The 18,954-nt window shown below is 43.3% G+C and carries 18 protein-coding genes; 6 read left to right on the forward strand and 12 right to left on the reverse strand.

Annotated elements, in window-relative coordinates:
- Positions 1-17 precede the first annotated feature (17 nt).
- The 3 genes from P7F88_RS08140 to P7F88_RS08150 form a co-directional block, all read right to left on the reverse strand.
- Complete coding sequence (locus tag P7F88_RS08140; protein WP_277823558.1) at positions 18-1,430, reverse strand: APC family permease; 1,413 nt, start codon at positions 1,428-1,430, stop codon at positions 18-20.
- Positions 1,431-1,954: 524 nt separating this feature from the next.
- A complete protein-coding gene (locus tag P7F88_RS08145; protein ID WP_277823560.1) occupies positions 1,955-2,338 on the reverse strand; it encodes a CoA-binding protein in 384 nt (127 codons plus the stop codon).
- A 27-nt stretch (positions 2,339-2,365) separates the two neighbouring features.
- Positions 2,366-2,980 (reverse strand): hypothetical protein, encoded by a 615-nt coding sequence (locus P7F88_RS08150; protein WP_277823562.1) that lies wholly within the window; start codon positions 2,978-2,980, stop codon positions 2,366-2,368.
- Between the two features lie 412 nt (positions 2,981-3,392).
- Here P7F88_RS08150 and P7F88_RS08155 point away from each other — a divergent pair, with 412 nt between their 5' ends.
- Together P7F88_RS08155 and P7F88_RS08160 are read left to right on the forward strand one after the other, a co-directional pair.
- Positions 3,393-4,142 (forward strand): hypothetical protein, encoded by a 750-nt coding sequence (locus tag P7F88_RS08155; RefSeq protein WP_277823564.1) that lies wholly within the window; start codon positions 3,393-3,395, stop codon positions 4,140-4,142.
- Positions 4,106-5,263, forward strand: coding sequence for a methyl-accepting chemotaxis protein (locus P7F88_RS08160; RefSeq protein ID WP_277823565.1), 1,158 nt, complete (start codon positions 4,106-4,108; stop codon positions 5,261-5,263). Before P7F88_RS08155 ends, P7F88_RS08160 begins: the two co-directional genes overlap by 37 nt.
- A 52-nt stretch (positions 5,264-5,315) precedes the next feature.
- On the opposite strand, the gene P7F88_RS08165 is transcribed toward P7F88_RS08160, so the two are convergent.
- From P7F88_RS08165 to P7F88_RS08190, 6 genes are all read right to left on the reverse strand, one after another.
- Positions 5,316-6,044 carry an esterase family protein gene (locus P7F88_RS08165; RefSeq protein WP_277823567.1) on the reverse strand — a complete coding sequence of 243 codons (729 nt, stop codon included), beginning with the start codon at positions 6,042-6,044 and terminating at the stop codon, positions 5,316-5,318.
- Positions 6,034-7,014, reverse strand: coding sequence for an acetylxylan esterase (locus P7F88_RS08170; RefSeq protein ID WP_277823569.1), 981 nt, complete (start codon positions 7,012-7,014; stop codon positions 6,034-6,036). Before P7F88_RS08170 ends, P7F88_RS08165 begins: the two co-directional genes overlap by 11 nt.
- A 102-nt stretch (positions 7,015-7,116) precedes the next feature.
- Positions 7,117-7,428, reverse strand: coding sequence for a hypothetical protein (locus P7F88_RS08175; protein ID WP_277823571.1), 312 nt, complete (start codon positions 7,426-7,428; stop codon positions 7,117-7,119).
- 16 nt (positions 7,429-7,444) lie between these two features.
- The gene (locus P7F88_RS08180) at positions 7,445-8,203 is read right to left on the reverse strand and encodes an ElyC/SanA/YdcF family protein (protein WP_277823573.1); all 759 of its coding nucleotides are present in this window, start codon (positions 8,201-8,203) and stop codon (positions 7,445-7,447) included.
- A 22-nt stretch (positions 8,204-8,225) separates the two neighbouring features.
- Positions 8,226-10,247, reverse strand: a complete 2,022-nt coding sequence (locus P7F88_RS08185; protein ID WP_277823575.1) for an HD domain-containing phosphohydrolase — start codon at positions 10,245-10,247, stop codon at positions 8,226-8,228.
- A 2-nt stretch (positions 10,248-10,249) separates the two neighbouring features.
- Positions 10,250-11,377, reverse strand: a complete 1,128-nt coding sequence (locus P7F88_RS08190; RefSeq protein WP_277823577.1) for a transporter substrate-binding domain-containing protein — start codon at positions 11,375-11,377, stop codon at positions 10,250-10,252.
- A 186-nt stretch (positions 11,378-11,563) separates the two neighbouring features.
- Here P7F88_RS08190 and P7F88_RS25795 point away from each other — a divergent pair, with 186 nt between their 5' ends.
- Positions 11,564-11,755: a cysteine-rich CWC family protein gene (locus P7F88_RS25795; RefSeq protein WP_422127660.1), complete on the forward strand. Its 192-nt coding sequence runs from the start codon at positions 11,564-11,566 to the stop codon at positions 11,753-11,755.
- Positions 11,756-11,854: 99 nt separating this feature from the next.
- Here P7F88_RS25795 and P7F88_RS08195 read toward each other — a convergent pair whose 3' ends face one another.
- Both P7F88_RS08195 and sbcD read right to left on the reverse strand, forming a co-directional pair.
- Positions 11,855-15,550 (reverse strand): AAA family ATPase, encoded by a 3,696-nt coding sequence (locus P7F88_RS08195; RefSeq protein ID WP_277823579.1) that lies wholly within the window; start codon positions 15,548-15,550, stop codon positions 11,855-11,857.
- Positions 15,550-16,776, reverse strand: coding sequence for an exonuclease subunit SbcD (gene sbcD / locus P7F88_RS08200; RefSeq protein WP_277823581.1), 1,227 nt, complete (start codon positions 16,774-16,776; stop codon positions 15,550-15,552). Before sbcD ends, P7F88_RS08195 begins: the two co-directional genes overlap by 1 nt.
- A 115-nt stretch (positions 16,777-16,891) precedes the next feature.
- On the opposite strand from sbcD, the gene P7F88_RS08205 reads away from it, so the two are divergent.
- Positions 16,892-17,377 (forward strand): acyl-CoA thioesterase, encoded by a 486-nt coding sequence (locus P7F88_RS08205; RefSeq protein WP_277823583.1) that lies wholly within the window; start codon positions 16,892-16,894, stop codon positions 17,375-17,377.
- Between the two features lie 25 nt (positions 17,378-17,402).
- A complete protein-coding gene (locus P7F88_RS08210) occupies positions 17,403-17,876 on the forward strand; it encodes a SixA phosphatase family protein (protein WP_277823585.1) in 474 nt (157 codons plus the stop codon).
- Positions 17,877-17,918: 42 nt separating this feature from the next.
- Here the strand turns inward: P7F88_RS08210 and P7F88_RS08215 are convergent, their stop codons facing one another.
- Complete coding sequence (locus P7F88_RS08215) at positions 17,919-18,257, reverse strand: DUF3316 domain-containing protein (protein WP_277823587.1); 339 nt, start codon at positions 18,255-18,257, stop codon at positions 17,919-17,921.
- Between the two features lie 316 nt (positions 18,258-18,573).
- Here P7F88_RS08215 and P7F88_RS08220 point away from each other — a divergent pair, with 316 nt between their 5' ends.
- Positions 18,574-18,816: a hypothetical protein gene (locus tag P7F88_RS08220; protein ID WP_277823589.1), complete on the forward strand. Its 243-nt coding sequence runs from the start codon at positions 18,574-18,576 to the stop codon at positions 18,814-18,816.
- The last annotated feature ends 138 nt before the right edge of the window (positions 18,817-18,954 follow it).

Here is an 18,954-nt window from a genome sequence, read left to right on the forward strand (position 1 = left end):
TATTTTCTCCAATTCGATTAAGCTTCTTGATGTTCATGCTGATGCTGCTGTTCAGCTTGCTTCCTTTTTAGTGCGCCCATCAGGATCCATTCACCAATCAGAATGGTTACGATGACACCAATTAACACAGGTCCGGTGTAGTTCCAGTCTGCTACTGTCAGATCCAGCGCTTCTGGGAAGATAAACAACACAACTGCCTGGAAAATCACGAAGAAACAAACCAGTGACATCACCCACTGAGCGCCGATACCGCCAGGTACTTTGAATGGGCGCTCGCGGTCACCATCAACCAGGCGTAGCTTCAGGTACGCAGGGAACATAAATAGGTAAGGCAATAAGAAAATACAGCTAGAGAACGCGAAGATAGACCAGAACAAATCGTCGTTACCTTGCGCAAACAGTGCATAAGAGACAATCACAACCGTTGATACAATACCTGTGATGTTGTTTGCACCAACTGGAGAACCTCTTTCAGACATCTTCGCAACTGGAGCAGGTAGTTCGCCTTCTTGCGCTGCTTCTGCTGCTGCGCGGCTTGCACCCATTGTCCAGCTCACCATGTTACCGATAAGCGTTAGCAGAGCGAACACACCAAATAGGTATACCATCGCAGTACCAAATGGTCCGTCACCAAATAGTGTTTTAAATGTATCGATAAGACCCGCAACCAGACCGATGCTTTCTACTGGAAGTGCCATCAAAATGCCAACGGTACCGAAGATATACAGGAATGCAGTCACACCGATAGAAAGGAACACCGCCTTAGGCATATCGCGGACGTCTTTCATCTCTTTGGTCATGGTTGCAACCAGTTCGAAACCCATTAGGTTGAACACGATCGCTGGAAGGAAGGCTACCGCTGAGTCCAGAGAAGGCACCATTGCAGGGAGTGAGAACTCATTCGCAACACCGTTCTTCATCGCGTAAATAAAGCCACCAACACCAAGCGTACCAATAACGATGATCTTTAGAATCGCGCCGACATTGGTTACCCATACACCGATATCTGCTGAAACATTACAGATCCAGACGGTAAACCAGGTAAGCGCAACACAAATGGCGATCTGTCCCCATAGAGAAAGATCTGGCATAAACAGTTCGGCAAACATACCTGCAAACATGATGTATACCGCAGGCATCCAAAGCCCAACGTTAATCCAGTAGAACCAGGTAGTTCGCACTGCCCATTTAAAGTTGAAAGCCTCTTTTACCCAGTCGTAAATACCACCGTCACCCGGGTAAGTGGTACTTAGTTCAGATGTGATAAGACCGTATGGAATTACAAAAAATACCAACATAACGACCCACCAACCAATAGAGCTCACCCCTATACTGGCTGATGCGGTTAATGTATCTACCACCAACACAGCACATAATGTAAATAGTGCTATACTGGTGACTCCCATTTTACCTTGTTGTTCATTACTCATAGCGTATTCCTTAATTAAATACTTTAAGTGTGCATCTAGAATGTGCAGATATATTAATTAGTATTTAATTAGGAATGGTTGACTTGAATAGAATATCGGCAGGCCACTGTCTGGTAGTTAATAAAACAGAATATAAGTACCATTCGAATACAGAAATAACCTAACTATCGCAAATATTGATTCTGGTCATTTTTTTATCTCTATTGTTGTTATAGATGCTTGGCTTACTCTTCAAGATTACGTCGACAAAAATAACACAAAAAGACTATAATTCAATAAGTTATAATACACTTCCTTTATCATCCACCTTTAAAACGGAATATCGGTCTTTTCTGGGAAAAACTAGCTATATTTGTGACCTATTAGTCAAAAATAAGGTAGATGAAACAGAAAAACCGCATATTTGATTCTAATCAAACATGCGGTCTTATATAACAATGAGAAATTTATAACAAAACTAATTTTTGATAACGTTATTTATCGCATAGATATATATGCAAATAATTTTTAATTTATAAAATATTCTAAAACTCATCTGCATCAAGCATAATCAACGTGCACTTCTGGACGACTTCAATCCCTTCCGCTTTTGCCATATCCATTAACTGAGGGTTTTCAGTTCCTGGGTTAAAGATGATTCTTTTAGGTCCTAAATTGATGATGTTGTCCACAATCGATTGCTGTCGTTCCGGACCAACGTAGAGTGTAAGGGTATGGATATCACCTTCAACCTCTTCTAACGACGTTACCAACTCTATATCAGTGAGGTTCAGGTTCTTCTTGGGTGAAATCCCTGTTTGATTCGCAAAGCCGTAGTTAAGTAATTTCTGGTGAGCCTTATAGGCAAAACGTTCCGGTTTATCGGAGATGCCCAGTATCGCTATATGCGCGCTTTGATCGGTTTTCATTGTATTTTTTCCGTAATCGGTTCTAGGTTATAAGCTTTTACGGAATTCTCCATCAGATGTGAGTTCAAATCCAACCTTTTTCAGGTAATCAACATGTTCCGGAGCGTCAGATTTTGCCACCAGTGTCCGGATCCCTTTTTGCTTCATTACTTCTGGATGCGCCTCAAAGTAGTAATTAGCTATTTTCATGTCCCTGTATTCCGGTGTGACGTAATCCAACAATACTGAAAGCGTTCCCTCTTTATCTTTGTTACCGACTAATACCCCGGCAATGCTGTTGTTTCGCAGCATATAGAATGCCGTATCTGCATCTTTGAGTTTATCGGTTGTTGTCTGACGCTCTATCTCTTTACTGTAGGAAGAAACAAAATGTTCAAAGTACTCAGAATGAACAGATGCCGCTATCAGCTTAAATTGCTCTTTAGTTGAATAGATCTGCCACAGGAAGTAGATATTGATTCCAGCAATGCCAAGGTTCATAAACATGGTTGGATAAGAATCGATGAAATAAGCGAACATCGCGAAAAGTATACAACCAATAAAGTTTATCACCCTAAGCTTAATTATCGATGTCATGGTCAAAGAGACCAGTACAACTAACGAGGCAAGATAACCAAACCACTCAACCCAGTCGAACTCCATTGTGACCCCCTGAACTTTTTCTTTGAAGAAGATTGTTTTAAAGAATATTGCTTTAAGAATAAGCTATTTAGTTCAATGTAGCCTCAAACTGATTATTTTTCACGAAACACAGAAACTCTCTGCAAGCCAATTCTCATCGTAAACAGATATCGTAATAATACTAATTAGGTAGAGCTAATAAACACTCCAGTTACAATCACGCAACTAACAAATTGCAAAATAGTCTCACTAGTTTTACTTGCCTGTTCTAACGCACAAAATTCAAATATACAAAACGATTTTCATATACCGTACTCATGCATATTGATAGATTCATACAAAATAAGCATATTACCTAATTCTCATATTGGTTGCCGTTATTCCCCTTGTGACTCATTCCAATGATCTATCTACAGCTTTCTAAGGTGTCTGTATGATGCAATCTATAAAATCGAAACTACTAATTTTAATCTTCTTGATAGTTTTAACACTGTCTACCATCTGTGCTATCGGTATCTATGGTGTAACCCGGATAGAAAGTCTGGAAGACGACCGTTTACTTTTAAGCGAAGTAAAAAGTGGGATACTTGAACTGAGAAGACACGAAAAAGACTTCTTAATGCGAAAAGATGTCAAATATGTAAAACGCCATGAAGAGAGTGTCGATAAGATTGACCGCCAACTAGAAGAGCTGGCATCACTATTAAGTAGTCATGGGATCAACGGAAGACAGTTGCAAGAAGTTAGAGGAGAAGTAGAAGCTTACGCTAAGTCTTTCATTGATATTACTTCGATTCTAACTGTAATAGGGCTGGATCATAAAAGCGGATTGCATGGCGAGCTACGCGATATCATACATAACGCTGAATCCGCGCTTACAGACGTTGCAGATGACACACTGATAAAACACATGCTTACACTAAGAAGAAACGAGAAAGACTTCTTTCAACGTTACGATCCAAAGTACCTGAGCAAACATGCATCAAATACAGATATTCTGATTAGCGCCATAGAGTCCATAGCACTGCCAGCAGACAAGCAGCAGCTTATCATTGGATTGCTCAACCAGTACCAGAATAGCTTTGCGAAAGTTGGAGCAAAATATAAAGAGTTCGGCTTTACTCCTTCAGAAGGATTGAGGGAGTCATGCGCTCATCGGCTCATGATACAGAAGAGCTGCTAGATAATATTTCAGAGGAGCTTGACCAAAAGTCTCTCGGGTCTATTCACAATCTGGAAACTCAATTAATCTCTATTGTTATACTCTTTGCGGTTGTACTGATTCTACTCGTTTCATTCATCATTCGGTCTATATTGAAGCCGATTCACTCTCTGAATCTACTTATGGATGATATTGCCAATGGAGAAGGTGATTTAACCGCAAGATTGGACGAGAGCAGAAAAGATGAACTGTCCAAATTTGCCAGTAGCTTCAATATATTTGTAAGTAAGATACAACAGATTTTAATCAAAGTTGGACAAGAAACAGAATCACTTTCTTCCGCCTCTAGCGAGAGCCAGAACTTGGCAGAACTCACTACCAGAGAAGTAATTGACATCAATTCAGAATCGACCAACATTGAATTAGATATGGTTGAGCTGTCAGCCGTGGTAGATCGAGTCTCCGAGAGTTCGGACAAGGCAAAAGATTCAGCTAATAACGCAACTGCGACGACAGATGCTGGTAACCAAACCATCAATAGAACCATTCAAAATATTGAGACTCTGGTTGAAGACATCAATACCGTATCCGGAACCGTCGAAAAACTTGAAGGACAAAGCAAAGAGATCGATAGCGTATTAAACGTGATTGAGGAGATAGCTGAGCAAACGAACTTACTCGCACTCAATGCCGCGATCGAAGCTGCTCGTGCTGGTGAGCAAGGGCGAGGGTTCGCCGTCGTCGCAGATGAAGTGAGAAGCCTGGCATTGAGAACCCATGATTCGACCCAAACCATACAGAATATGTTACAAAGACTACACTCAACGGTAGAAGAAGCAGTAGAGGTTATGGCTGGTAGTCAGTCGAGAAGTACCCAAAGCATTGAACAAATATCTGAAGTACGCGCAGTGCTCGCCTCTATTACCGACTCTATAGGCCAGATTACGCAAATGAGTATAGAAATAGCCGAGTCGGTAGAGCAAGAAGTAGAAATTGTGAACGATGTAAACGCAAAGATCAGTAATATCTCTCAAAAAGCATCGACCACAAATACCCATGCAGACAATACCCTATCCACCAGCAGCAACCTAAGTAATATTGTTGCCTCCCTCGAATCTCAGATCGCACAATTCAATGTGTAACCCTGATATACAAGAGTGCTTTTCTATATATTAAGAAAAGCACTCTTATTGCTTACAAGTAAAGCGGCGCCATTTGCCGCCAGTAGCGCCCTCGATGCGCTCTGCCATCCCATTCATGCATCTGGTGCCCGATCCCTTTTTGATTCAGAATTTCGCTGATCAAATGGTTGTTTTGCAGAAATGGATCTTCTTTACCAATCGTAAAAACAATATCGCTGTTAGCGATGTTTCGTAGCCTGTCTGGACAATTCAGGTTCTGAAGAAAATGGGTGGGTGTGTGGTAGTAGATATCTTCACAATAAAATCCGTCAAACAAATCACCGAATGACTCTATCCCCCAGGTCAAATCATATCGTCCGGAAAAAGCGGCCAGCTTTGCAAATAGATGCGGGTGCCTGAAGAAGATATTCGCAGCATGATAAGCACCAAGGGAACAACCGTGAGAAATCGTACAGGGGTGATCGTTTTTCATTGCCATTAATGGCATCACTTCTTGTAGGATGTACTCTTCATACTGTTTGTGTCGGTTAATTCGCCCATGAGGGTGCGCCCAATAACAGTACATGCTTTCGGTATCAATGCTGTCTACACAATAGAGCTGCATATGTCCTGCTTTAATTTTGTCGGCAATAGAATCTACGATTCTCAGGTTTTCATACTCATAAAACCTGGCCCCTCGTGTTGGAAACACCAATACTTTTGCACCTGCGTGACCAAATATAAGCAGCTCCATATTACGGCCTAAATTAGGGCTCCACCAATTGTGGTATTCACGATGCATTGCTCGCTCCTAAAACAGAAAAGAAGCTTTCCACTTCTCTGCGCATTTCCCTGCGCTGCTTGCCCTCACCAACATAAACAAAGTGCCCTGCTTTCAACTTAAAAAGCAGCTTATCACCCTGACAGTTGTTATAGATGCTGTACTGCCCCGGAGGCGCAACAAATGGATCAAAATACGCCAGTCCCCAATGACTTGGCTTAGTGATATATTTTGCTGCGCACGAGGCATCAAAATAAGGCAGAGTTGTTTTGATTAAATCCGGGTGTTCAACACTAAACTCCCGCAGTGACTCTGTACTACCATGTGACGGAAGTTTCATCCTGATGTTTAGATTGCCAAAAGTAGGCACATGAAAATGCGCTCTGGAGATTCGCTCATCAAAAGCGGTAGCAAAAACGCCAAGCCCACCACCAAAACTACTACCGGCTAGTCCTATACTTGCACCAAGTTGCGGGAACAGGCTAAGAAGCGCCGAGACACCACACCATAAATCCTGCACACACCCACCAATGATGTAGCGATCCTTGTCCTGAATATCGTGCAGAACATGCCACTTTGGTTCGTCTGATATTGGTTGTTTTTCGCTCCTTCCAATGCCTCTGCTGCAAGGAAACAAAATAGCTGTATTCTCTAGGTTCCAGCTGGTATCTGGTTCCTCAATACCTCCGTAACCGTGAGCAAAAACAACAGCGCCATTTACTCGACCACTATCAGGTAAAAGCAACCACCCACCAATACGAGTGTTATCTGTTGAATCATAATAGCAGTTGAAAATGCGCCAGTTGTTCTGCGTTACTCCTGTATCCTGCAGGTTTAGGTAAGGCTTAACTTGTAAAGCTTGCTGGTATTTATCGCGCCAGAATCTGACAAAACCTGCTGGTGTTTTACCTGGAGGAACTTTCAATAAACTTCCTAGCGTGTAACCGTAACCTGGGTCGAAATCGTAGTCGTGTTTTAGCTTCCTTGGCATACCACTATCTTCTTTTTAGCTTTCCGTTATATTGAACTAATTTATATCAGAATTGTTACTGCTTTCCGTAGTATCTAAACACCTAGATTTTTTATAAGTAGCCTAAGTGCATGGAGAATCTTTGTAAGTTACCTTGATGGCCACATAATAAGGCCACCTCATCAACATGGTATCTCCCCATTTAACAATACATTCCAGAAATTCAACGTTTTGGCTAAATTTGCACTCTTTCGAGGCAAACAGGCCTTTCCAGGTTTCTGTAAGATCCGCATTCGCGTAATCAAATTCAGTCGTTACTCTTATAGACAGGAACTCTCTCCACTCTTTCCCTGTTCCTTCATAGGTAACTATTGGCTTTTCGGAGCCTTCTTGCTTGAAGATATCTATCCGAAAGGAAGCAAGTTTTCTGTCCATCCAGGGCTCCATATGATTAGCCCTCCTTGAACGATTGGACTAATAACCCAAGGCTTTCATACCAGGCCACCGTCGTTTGATATAACTTCTGCCCACTTGGCAGGTAGTATTTCCAATCGGTTACTGCTGCTGCATTTTTTATCCAATAGCCTGTCGGTGCTGGCCTCAGGTGGACGCCTTGTGCAATAAAGTACTTCATTGCACGTGGCATAGAATCCGCGTTGGTGATCAGAATCGCTTTTTTGCCTTCAATCAGTGACGTAATGTAATACGCCTCTTCTTCAGTATCTCTTCCCGAAGGTTCCGTAACTATTTTGTTCTCCGGGACACCAAGCAGCATTAAAGCTTGTTTCACTTTTACTGCATTACTCTTGTTTACGTCTTCAGCGTAGCCAGAAGTTATAATAGTGGCTTCTGGATGAAGGTTGTAGATGCGCAGTGCTTCCACCATTCGCTCTAATGAACAGTCCCCAAGCTGACTGGTTACAGGAAGAGAGAGATTATCAGTATGTCGACACCCTAACACGACAATGTAGTCGAACTTTTCGTCATGTTTATTATAGGCTGAATAGTTCTTTTCCAACTGATACATAAATTTATCCGAAACCGGAGGCAGCGTAGCCAACAGGAGCATGACGGTTGCCAGCAACAGGCAACGATAGCTGACTTTAGGTTTCTTCCAGTGCAATGCAATCGCCAGGATGAGGAAAAACATAACCAAATTTATTGGCATCACAAATACAGTAATAAATTTTTTAAGAATAAACAGATCCATAGCTCCTCACTCTTAATCATTTCTATAAGTACAAGTTTAGGTCGACTTCATCTATCTGATCAGGGAGTAAAAACTCTTGCGCATATTCGAGGTAAATACCACTGGTCAAAAACAGCTTAAATACCTGAGGGTCGATATGCTGATCTTTTACAAACTCGTGCAGAATACTTATCGCGACACTCAAGGATTTCGCTTTTTTATAAGGTCTGTCGTCAGCTGTGAGAGCCTCGAATATATCAGCCAGTACCAGTATTCTCTCCCCGATAGAAAGGTCTTCAGAACTTAATTTTCTTGGATAGCCAGTGCCCTTAAGTGTTTCATGGTGGGTAGATGCAAATCTCGGCACATTAGCCAACTCAGGCGGGAAAGGCAGCCCTTCCAGAATCTTTATCGTACTTACTGTATGCTCATTGATCCTGAAACGCTCTTCCGTATTGAGTGTCCCCTTACGCGTTTTCAGGTTGTACAACTCACCCTGATTGTTTTGCCACTGAGTTGGCTCAAGTTTAATTTCATAGCTCGGGTCGTAATCAGGCTCACGCTCCCAGGCAATAAGGTGCTCTGGCTTGTCGGCAAGCAATCTCTCTATCACTGGCAAAGGTTGAGCAGATTGTGTTATACGCTTTTCTTCTACTGGAGACAGCCCTAACCGGTCATTGAAGTGACGAACCCAGGTTTGCTTAGCTATCTCCTCCAGCCTTGCGATGTTGGCATCGTCCATTGCCTCTCCACCAACATTACTGGTCGCAACAAACTCATAATCCGCTTTAAGTTGTTCAAACTTGTGCTCTAATTCCGCTTCCAGTTGTGCTCGGTTCGTTGGGTTTTGTATCACCTCTTGCAAACAGGTTATCTGAGCATCACGCCACAACACTTCGAATCGAGTACGAATTTCATGAATACGGTTATAGTTAGTCTCAAGTTTGCTGCCTTTATCGACGACATGCTCAGGCGTAGTAATTTTTCCGCAGTCGTGTAGCCAGGCTGCAAGCTTAAATTCCCGATACTTATCTTTATCGTCAATGGAGAACTCTTTAAACCAACCATCTTTAATCGCACTCGCTTGTTCCGCTAACCTAAGCGCTAACTCCGGTACCCGGTGGCAATGACCTCCTGTGTATGGCGATTTATCATCAATGGCCTGGGCGATTAACTCAACAAACGAATCCATCAGCCGCTGTTGTCTTAGCTCATGCTCAGAGATAGCTTCCGACATATCAACAAGAGATATCGATAGCTCATCTATTTCCTTAATAAAGTAATCTCTTTTCTCGACTTCGTCGTACTGTCTGCGCATGATTTTTTGATTCTCTAGCGCCAGTTGCCTGATAGGTCTAACAATCGGATTAGCCATAAGCCAGGAAAACGGCAATAACAGCAAAATAACCGCTATGGTAATCAAAATGGATATATATACCTTTTCCCGGCTGCTGCTAAGAACCTCATCGGCACTAAGTACAATGGCTAGATATTTCCCTTCATCGCCATTAACCGGAGCAATGTAGAGGAACCGCTCTGTTCCTTGCATGGTTATACGATGCAGTTTGTTTAACGCTAACTCATGAGAATCACCCAAGAGCAGTTCTTTATAGGGCACCACTCTTGAGTGATTCGCAGCTGTTGCTGCAGACTTATTCAGCCATCTATTATGAAGAGATAAGCGCTCTTCTACAGACATACTTTCCAGAGCGATGTTAAACAACTCCATTAGCTGTTTTTGCTCGGGATGAAACACATACCTAAGGCCGGAATCAAATTGCACTGGTGTGATATCGATTTCCGGTTGAACTCTTAGCCCGTTGATATGATAGGTATTGATGTTGTAATCGAAGATAGTATTGCTACCCAATGCTCCCTTAGCACGATTCTGCTCTACCGCACGTAGAGCTTCGTAAATAGAGCTCACTTCTAGGACTTGGATATCAGGGTATGCTTTTTTAATTTCTGGGATAACAGACCACCCTTCGGGAATCGCAATGATCTTGCCACTGAGTTGACCGAGCGTCTGAAAATCACTCTCCTCTTCTTTCGTCGCCAACACCATTGTCATATCAAGGAGGGGTTGGAAAATACCCCCCAGTTCTCGTTGGTGGCAGTTCGGTAAACCGGAGTCAAAATTTCTATATGCCGATCCTGAAACTGCTCAACAAGCAAAGACCAGGTCACCCCATTTACATACTCGATAGATAGACCAAGCTTATCTGCAATAAGGCGGGTTAGCTCAACAACATACCCTCTTGGTTCACCAGATATTGAGTAATCCATAGGCGCCCAGTCTCTCTCATTGGAAACTCTTATCGTGTTCAGACTATTAATATATTTCTGCTGTTCTCTGGATAGGTTTAAGGGGACTGTATGACGCCAGCCCCGGCTTTGCGACGCTATGCTCGTGGCGATTAACGTCCCTTCACGGTCGAAGATATAAGCTTCACCACTAGAAAGCTCATTACGCCTGTTTACTTCTTCCGACAAAAACCCGGAAAGCGTGGATAAAGCGATGTCTACAGCAATAACCGCATCTGAGTTCTCAAGCTTCATGGAGTAAGTCTGCCCCGGCGCTTGCAGGTGCTGGAACAGGTAAGGCTCCGTTTTGCTTGCCATTATATGGGTAGTATTTCGAAACCAGGGGCGTGATGTCGCCCTGTATTCTGTAGGCTCCTTTTTAGAGAAAGTAGGATTAAATAACTCGTTAAGAAAAACTGTCTGTTTGACGCGCTGCTCTTGTTCATCACGGATTATTATTTTGGCAAAGCGGTCACTGAGAGATGCCCCAATTTGAGAGCGGACAACCGGGCTCGATTCAAGATTGATTAACTCATAAAAATCGCCGTTTTCCAGCCCGATATACGCGGCGTAAAGCCCATTATTATTAGTCAGCAAATTGCGAAATAACTCGAAGGTGGCGTCTTCGTCTATACGCCCATTTTCAACCAACGACTCATTACGTGACAATAGTTCAACTGTATGCCCGGCTTTTTGATCAATCTGCGAAAGCTTCTCCTGGGTATTAATGGCGGTCTGACTTGACGATCTGGTTACCGCTTCGGTCGCGATTTTACTGGAAAAGTAGTATTGAAGCCCAATAGCAATAGACGCTGTAATCAGCGTTCCCAATACAAAGATAAATACTACGGTTACCCGAATGGTAACGGTTCGTTTCACTTTACCTGCCATTTGAACGTCCTGTGTTCTGGTATTGCTACCGGGGATCTTATATTCCAATCAGAGTTATACTAGTACAATACTAAAAAGATCAGGAAGTTATTGGATAACTTTTGAGAATATCGGAGTAAAACTATTGAATATTACGGATATAAAACCAGATCCCAACATTTGTCCGCTTTGTGGAAAGCCTAATGATTGTTTGAATGTATCCTTAAAAATACCACTCAAACCTGCTGGTGCAGTGACCCTTCAATCAAGTTTCCAAAAGAGTTACTGTCGACAATTCCTGATAATATGAAAGGCAAAGCTTGCATTTGTAAGAGATGTGTTTTGAACTTTAAGGATGAGCTGAATTCAAGCATACCGATGAATACACTGCGATTCTGAAGCGATGGAATGGCATGCACTAACTAGTAGCGCGGTATCGATCGTTCCCACGGTCCCCTGTGGGAATGCATATCAGATTCAAAATTATTAGTCGGAGTATCAAACTCTATACTGAGTTTCCAGCTCGCTCACTCCAAGACCACTCTTTTTCATCACCTTAAGTTGTACCGGAATTCGCTCTTTCATTGCCTCAATATGACTGATTACACCAATCATTTTCCCGGAAGCGTTCAGGCTATCAAGAGCATCCAGGGCGAGATCCAGGGTCTCTGCATCCAGGGTGCCAAAACCTTCGTCAAGGAACAGAGAATCAATGCTGGTTTTATGGCTGACAAGATCAGACAAACCAAGCGCTAACGCCAGGCTAACCAGAAAGCTTTCACCACCGGAGAGCGTTTTGGTGTCTCGTACAACGTCTCCCTGCCATGTATCCAGTACTGCTAGCTCTAACCCTTCACCAGCACTTCGTTTAAGCTCATATCTGGCATGAAGTCGGCCAAGTTGCTTGTTGGCAAGATAAACCAGATTATCTAGCGTCAGCCCCTGGGCAAATTTGCGGAACTTATTACCATCAGCCGAGCCTATCAAAGAGTTCAGGTACTGCAGATCGTCGTATACCGTCCTAAACTCTTCAATCTCTTTAAACAAGGCTTTCTGGCCTTCTCTTCTGGCCTTGTCGGATTGAAGTTCATTGTCTATCTCGCCAAGACGTTTGGTAACCACTTCCAGAGCCTTTGATAGCTCATCTGCGTCCTGTTTTACTTTCTCAAGCGATTTCTGTTGGTATTCTTCAGCCACTGAAAATGACATCAGGGTTTCAAGGTTTTTAGTTGCTGAATCGACAAGTGTCTGCGCTTTTTCAATCGAAGATTCCAGCCTTTGCTTCTGCTCTGTCAGCTGTAGCTTTTCTTCTGGATCCAATAACGCTGATTCAAACTCAGTCACCGAGTTAAACTGACTTTCAGATAGTGCTAGGTTCCACTCAGAATTTCGTTCTTTGGCTGTTGTATCTAGCTCTTTAGCCGACGATTCGAGTGCGTTTATTTCACCAGAAACGGCTTTAATATCACCCTGTACCTGCACTAGAGCCTTTTGCGCTTCATTGAGTTCTGCTTCACTCTCTTTCAGGTACTTCTGGCTACGCTCTCTTTCCTGTTGAGGGTTCTTGTCCCCAAACAGGCTCGTTCTGGTATCACTGGCAGCAGTAAGAGATTGATTCGCTTTTTCATACGTCTGGTTAATCTCTTCCAGCTGTTTCGTTAAATCATTAAGGCGAACCTCCGAAGCACTTACCGACTCGCTCAGAGCCGAAAGAGACGGAAGCAACTCGTTCTTTTTGGATTCCATCTGTTGCCAGGCTTTAAGGTGCTCTTGCTTCTTGTTCAGCCAAAGCCTTATATCTTCAGAAGGTTCAAATCCCTGTTCAACAATCTGCTGCCTTAACTGATTTGATAACTCTTGTTTCTCCTTTAGCGTCGATGTCAGTCTCTCCTCTAACAACTTTAACGCCTTGCTGTCGTGCTCGATTTGCTGACGTTGTAACTGCAGTTCACTGTCGGCTTGTTGAGTTATCTGCGTGGCGTTTTGGAAATCATCCTTGGCGCGTTGTAGCTTCTCTCTTAACTCACGATACGCAGTAAAGGTTTCTGTTTTATCGATCCTCTGCTGCTCCAACTGCTGCACAAAACGAGCAAATGACGGCTGATCACTGATCTCAGAGGAGCACCGTATTGATGGCGATTTCTGCTGCCACTGAGCACTAAGCTCGGTCAGATCACTTTTAAGACGTTCCTGACGTTTTTCAGCTTCATTAATCCTGTTTGCCAGCGAGTCTAAATTGATTTTGGCTTCTTTTCCTTCTGCCTCTATCTGTTTTAATTCCGTTTCAGCACGTTGCTTGTTATCCAACTCCTCAGAGACACTTATTGCGTTGCTCTGCTCGATTAGCGGGTGCTCTTTAGAACCACATAAAGGGCAAGCTTCTCCTGTATTAAGCTCTGCACGATACTGAACAAGAAGCGCCTCCTGACTGACGAGCTTATCTAAGGCGGTTATGTACTCTTTCTGCTTTTTGTATGACTCTCGTAAACGGGTGTGATCCGTTTGCGTAGCAACCTGTTGTTCATTCAGCGCTTTATTTTGATTCTGTTGCTCAGCCAGTTCTTGCTGACTGGCCAACCATTGATTCTGAATGAGTTGAAGTTCATGAGCTGAAGCTTGGTTCTGGTTGATTGATTGAAGCTGCACTTCCAGCTGACTCAACTCAAACGCATCATCTGCCTGACTTTCTGACGCTTTTACCTTCAGTGCCTCTAGCTCATTTTCAACCGTGACCACTTCAGCTTGCTTGTGAGTCAATTGCTGAACCGCTTCTCTGGATTTTGCCTCAGCACCTTTCAGGACCAACTGTTTCTGTTCCAGTAGCTTACGTTGGTTCTGCGCCTGATATTCAATATCATCAGACTGCTGATGCGCTCTAATGATCTGCGCCTGCTGTTCAATCCACTTCTGTAAACTACCGGCAAGCGCACTATCTGCTTTGTTGTCATTGAGGTACTGCTGAACTGCTTGTAACTCTTGCTCAGTGCTCTTTAACTGTTTATCGTTTGCATCATGCAATGACTGGCTCTGAGTTTGATCTTTTTCTAACCCATTGCGCTGCTCATTTAACTCAGAGACACGTTGGTGAAGGCCTTTTATCTCAATATCCAGTGGCTGGATTTTGGAATTTAGCAGCTCTTCTAATTCATCATGTTTTTGCCTGGAAGCTTTATAAGATTCCGCGAACTTATTTACCTGTTGCTCAAATACAACCGAGCGCTCCTGAAGCTCAGCAGATGCCTTTTGTTTTTCATCAAGCTTTTCCTGCTCTGATTTCAGTTGGGTATCCGCTAACTGTTTCAGTAGATAAGGTGAGCGTAGTTTTTCTGCTGGTTCACTGTTAACCAGTCTATCGAGATCCGGACGTGCTTTTTCAAGATCTGCTTTTGCTTGCTCAGCATCAAGTAAGAAGTGGTGTTTGTCATTCTGTAGCTTAAGCACTTTTTCCCACCAGCTAAGATGAGCAGCCAGCTCTTCAGATTGCTTCTTATAGTCTGACTGGCTTTTCCGCACTGCCCCGCGCTCTTCATCCAGTTGTTGAACTGCCTCTTCACTCAGTAACTGAACCCCTTGAGCCTTAGCTTCCAGTTCAGTCATAGTCAGTTTTGCCTGCGTGAACCTCTCATATACCTTTGCCGAGATCTGGCTGTATATTTCTGTACCCGTAAGTTCTTCTAAAAGCTCCGCCCGTTCAGACTCTTTTGCATTCAGGAAAGCAGCAAACTGTCCCTGAGACAACAACATCGATTTAGTAAAGCGACTAAAATCCAGCCCTGTTATACTCTCAACCAACTCTGATTTTTTCTTAACCTGATTGGCAAGTACCTTGCCCGACTCAACCTCAGCCAGTTCAACCTGCGCCGCTTGCAGGTTTCCGTCCACTTTGCCTCGAGAACGACGCATATACCAGAAGGCTCTGTACGCCTTCCCTTTAACCTCAAACTCGACTTCAGATTCACAATCTGCCGTCCCGCGCGTCATTAGCTCATTCGTAGACGCCGAAATATTCTCTAGCCGTGGCGTTTTATGATAAAGGCCTACACAGATAGCATCCAGGATAGTGGTTTTACCCGCGCCTGTAGGCCCTGTAATCGCAAAGAGGCCATTCTCTGAGAACGGAGGCTGAGTAAAATCAATCTTCCATTCACCCTTTAGTGAGTTAAGATTTTTAAATCGAAGGCTAAGAATCTTCATTACTCTTCTCCTCCTACTTCAACATCATGGACTATCTCGTGAAAGGTTTGAGTTATCCGTTTTTGCCTTTCTTTCTCGTCGTCAGATTCAAACAACTCAATGGCTAGCCTTCTGTCGAACACTTCAAAAGCAGATAGCTCAGATAGCGTTTCATTCTGCTCGCGATTCATCGAGTGATTCTGAACGCCCCTTTCTCTCTGTAGTTGGATCACTTCTACATTCATTCCTTCTGTCATCGCCTGCACCCTTTGCTGAAGATCAGACAAGAAATCCTGCACGCGGACAACAATAGAAAGCCATTGCGATTGCTCAGTTTCAGGAAGCGCTTTTAGCTGAGCATCTATCTCTTCCAGGCTGCCTTTCAATACCCGCATAGGCTGAAAAACTGGGACATCAATAGGGGTAATAGATTTAGTGCTACTTCCTTCAAACTCGACAATTACCACCTGTTTTTGAGACTTAAGCTCATCGAAGCTCAACGCAATGGGGGAGCCGCTATATCGAATGTGTTCTTTCTTGGCAACCAGTTGTGGTCGATGAATATGGCCAAGTGCAATATAATCGGCCGGAGGAAATCCATCAGCCGCGAAACCTTCCAGCGTACCAATATATATGTCGCGTTCAGACTCAGCTTTAGTTACTCCAAGGGCAGTTAAATGCCCGGTTGCAACAATTGGCACCTCTAATTTATTTACTGCTCGGTAAGACTCAGCGTGTTGATGCAAATTGCGGTAGTGTTCTTTTATCGCTTCTCCCAGTTTCTTCTGTTTATCACTCCCCGAGTCACCGGCGTAGCTTTGCAAAACGTCTCTGGCTCGGATAAAAGGAACGGCACAAAGCAACGCACCAATCTCTCCTTCTGTTGATTTCAGCTGAATCAGTTGCTCATCTAGGTTCTCGGAGCTGTTTGAGACTACGTATGTATTCAGGCATGACAGAAGTTGTTTCGACTCATTCAGAGTAGATACAGAATCGTGGTTCCCGCCAAGTACAACCAGAGTGCAGCCAAGCGTATTAAGATCAACCACAAACTGGTTATACATTTCGCGGGCGTAACTTGGGGGCGTACCTGTATCAAATACATCTCCAGCAATGATGACGGCATCTATCTCTTCAGACTCAACCAGTTCCAACAGCCACAAGATAAATGCCTGATGTTCGTTTTTCCTGCTCTTGGTGAAAAAGCTTTGTCCCAGATGCCAGTCAGAAGTATGGAGAATACGCATAATATATAAGTTACTGATAACTCAATTTATTGGATAGTTAATCTGATTGTGCCATATTAGATAGGCACCTAATAGAAAATAACTGTATCACTGCAAAAAAGAAAAAGGAAGTTCTATGTCTGAAAGACAACGTGATGTCACTTTGAGATTCCTGGCTGAGCCGGGCGACGTGAATTTTGGTGGCAAAGTCCATGGTGGCGCAGTAATGAAATGGATAGACTTAGCTGCTTACGCCTGTTCAGCAGGTTGGAGTGGGAAATACTGCATCACCGCTTATGCCGGAGGTATTCGTTTTGTAGCCCCAATCCATGTAGGAAATCTGGTAGAGGTTAGCGCAAAGGTTATCTATACCGGAAGCTCTTCTATGCATATCGCCATTGATGTTCAGGCAAGCGATCCAAAAGAACTCAACAAATCTCTTACTACTCATTGTATCGTGATCATGGTAGCTGTTGATGGTAACGGCAAACCAACCAAGGTTCCTGAATGGGTCCCGGAAACCGAAGAAGATATCAAGCTGCGCGAATCTGCAATTAAGCTGATGAACATGCGAAAAGAGATCGGCGAAGAGATGGAGATGCACGTAAAAATGCTCAAATAAGCTTATCGGGTACGGGGGATAGCGCATGCTTAAGCTCACCTTATTGCGACATGCAAAATCAAGTTGGGCTTACCCGGAACTTGATGACTTCCTACGGCCTCTGAATCGTCGCGGCTACAGGCAGGGACAACGACTTGCTGAAGGCTTTCCAACTGATGTTGATGCTATATGGTGCTCTCCCGCAGTTCGTGCGTATACTACCGCTAAATGCATCCTGAGAGACAGGCCCGAACTGGGGGATAAACTTGTCCTTACCAGTAGCATTTATGAAGCAAGTGCAGAACAACTCATTCAAATATTAAAAGGTGGCGGAACCCTAAAGCATATCGCTTTGTTAGGACACAACCCTGCTTTGGAAGTGCTAGCATGCTACTTAACTGACTCATCAGTAAACCTGAAAACCGCCCACAATATTCTGTTAAATCTCAACATTGATGACTGGGCTCAAGTAAGCGCCGGATGCGCGGAGCCTGTTAGCATCTGGAGGCCCGAGGAATAAAAGTCAGGCCTTTCTTTTCAGCAAAGCCTGACTTTTCTGGATTTAGTCGTTATCACGTGCGGCAGTATAGTGGTAAGCCACATCAACATTAGCACGATAAAGTACTTCACCTCGATTCTTCGCATACTCTTCGATGGTTACTTCTGTATTATCAATGCTGAAATCATGTGCCATATCTTTATTTACGGCAAGATTCCACTTCAGTTGGTTGTCAGACATGGTCTGAAGGCTTTCCACCAAATCAAAGCCTGCGTTATACGCTTGCTCCTGAGAAGAGTATCCTTCGCCGTGCAACGTAGTATGGTTATAGTAAGTATCACTTGATGCGTAAGCTGTTGCAGATAGCAGTAGTGCTGTAGCCAGGACTGTTAGTTTTTTCATAATAGCCTCACCTGAATAAACATTTTTGTCGAATTGATAGATGTTGTTATTTAGAACCCTATTTCGAGTTCATGTATTCAGAATGGACCATAATTATACAAGTGTGCAGTAAAAAATTATAAATTTATATCTCGTGTAGAAAACAACAAACATTCAACAACATATAATCCACGACTATTTATTTTCTTGATTTTATTTTTGATTTTAATGGCACGTAAAAAATGGGGCTTTGAGTAAAGAAGTGCGTATTCTGTAATCTTTCTTTAATGAAATTTTGCTCTAATGCTCGCTGTCAGAATTTCCAACGGTAGATTAAGTGCAAACACCAACCACATTAAATACAAAAACCATCAGTGATCCAGATGCTGTCGAGTATCAATGGGTACGAACGATGTATGTGGAAGGTTATAAGAACGCAGAGATCAACCACTATATCCAAACTTGCTTTGGTGGCGATGAGATTTTTGTCGACTTGTTCAGAAAAGTAGCCCTGCATGAAGAGAGCATCTACGTCTTAATGCAGTATGTAGGCTGTGCACCCTCTAATCGAGAGTTCTAACTTCTCTTCTCACGGTTAACACCATTCGAAGAACCAGATTCCGTACTACACTCGTGCCTCGTTATACGGAATTACGGATCACCAATAAATAAAAAGCCCGGGAGTTTCATGCCCGGGCTTTGGTAACAAAACTATTAG

Origin of the sequence: Vibrio hannami, from assembly GCF_029589055.1 — a bacterium.
Classification (GTDB): Bacteria; Pseudomonadota; Gammaproteobacteria; order Enterobacterales; family Vibrionaceae; genus Vibrio; species Vibrio hannami.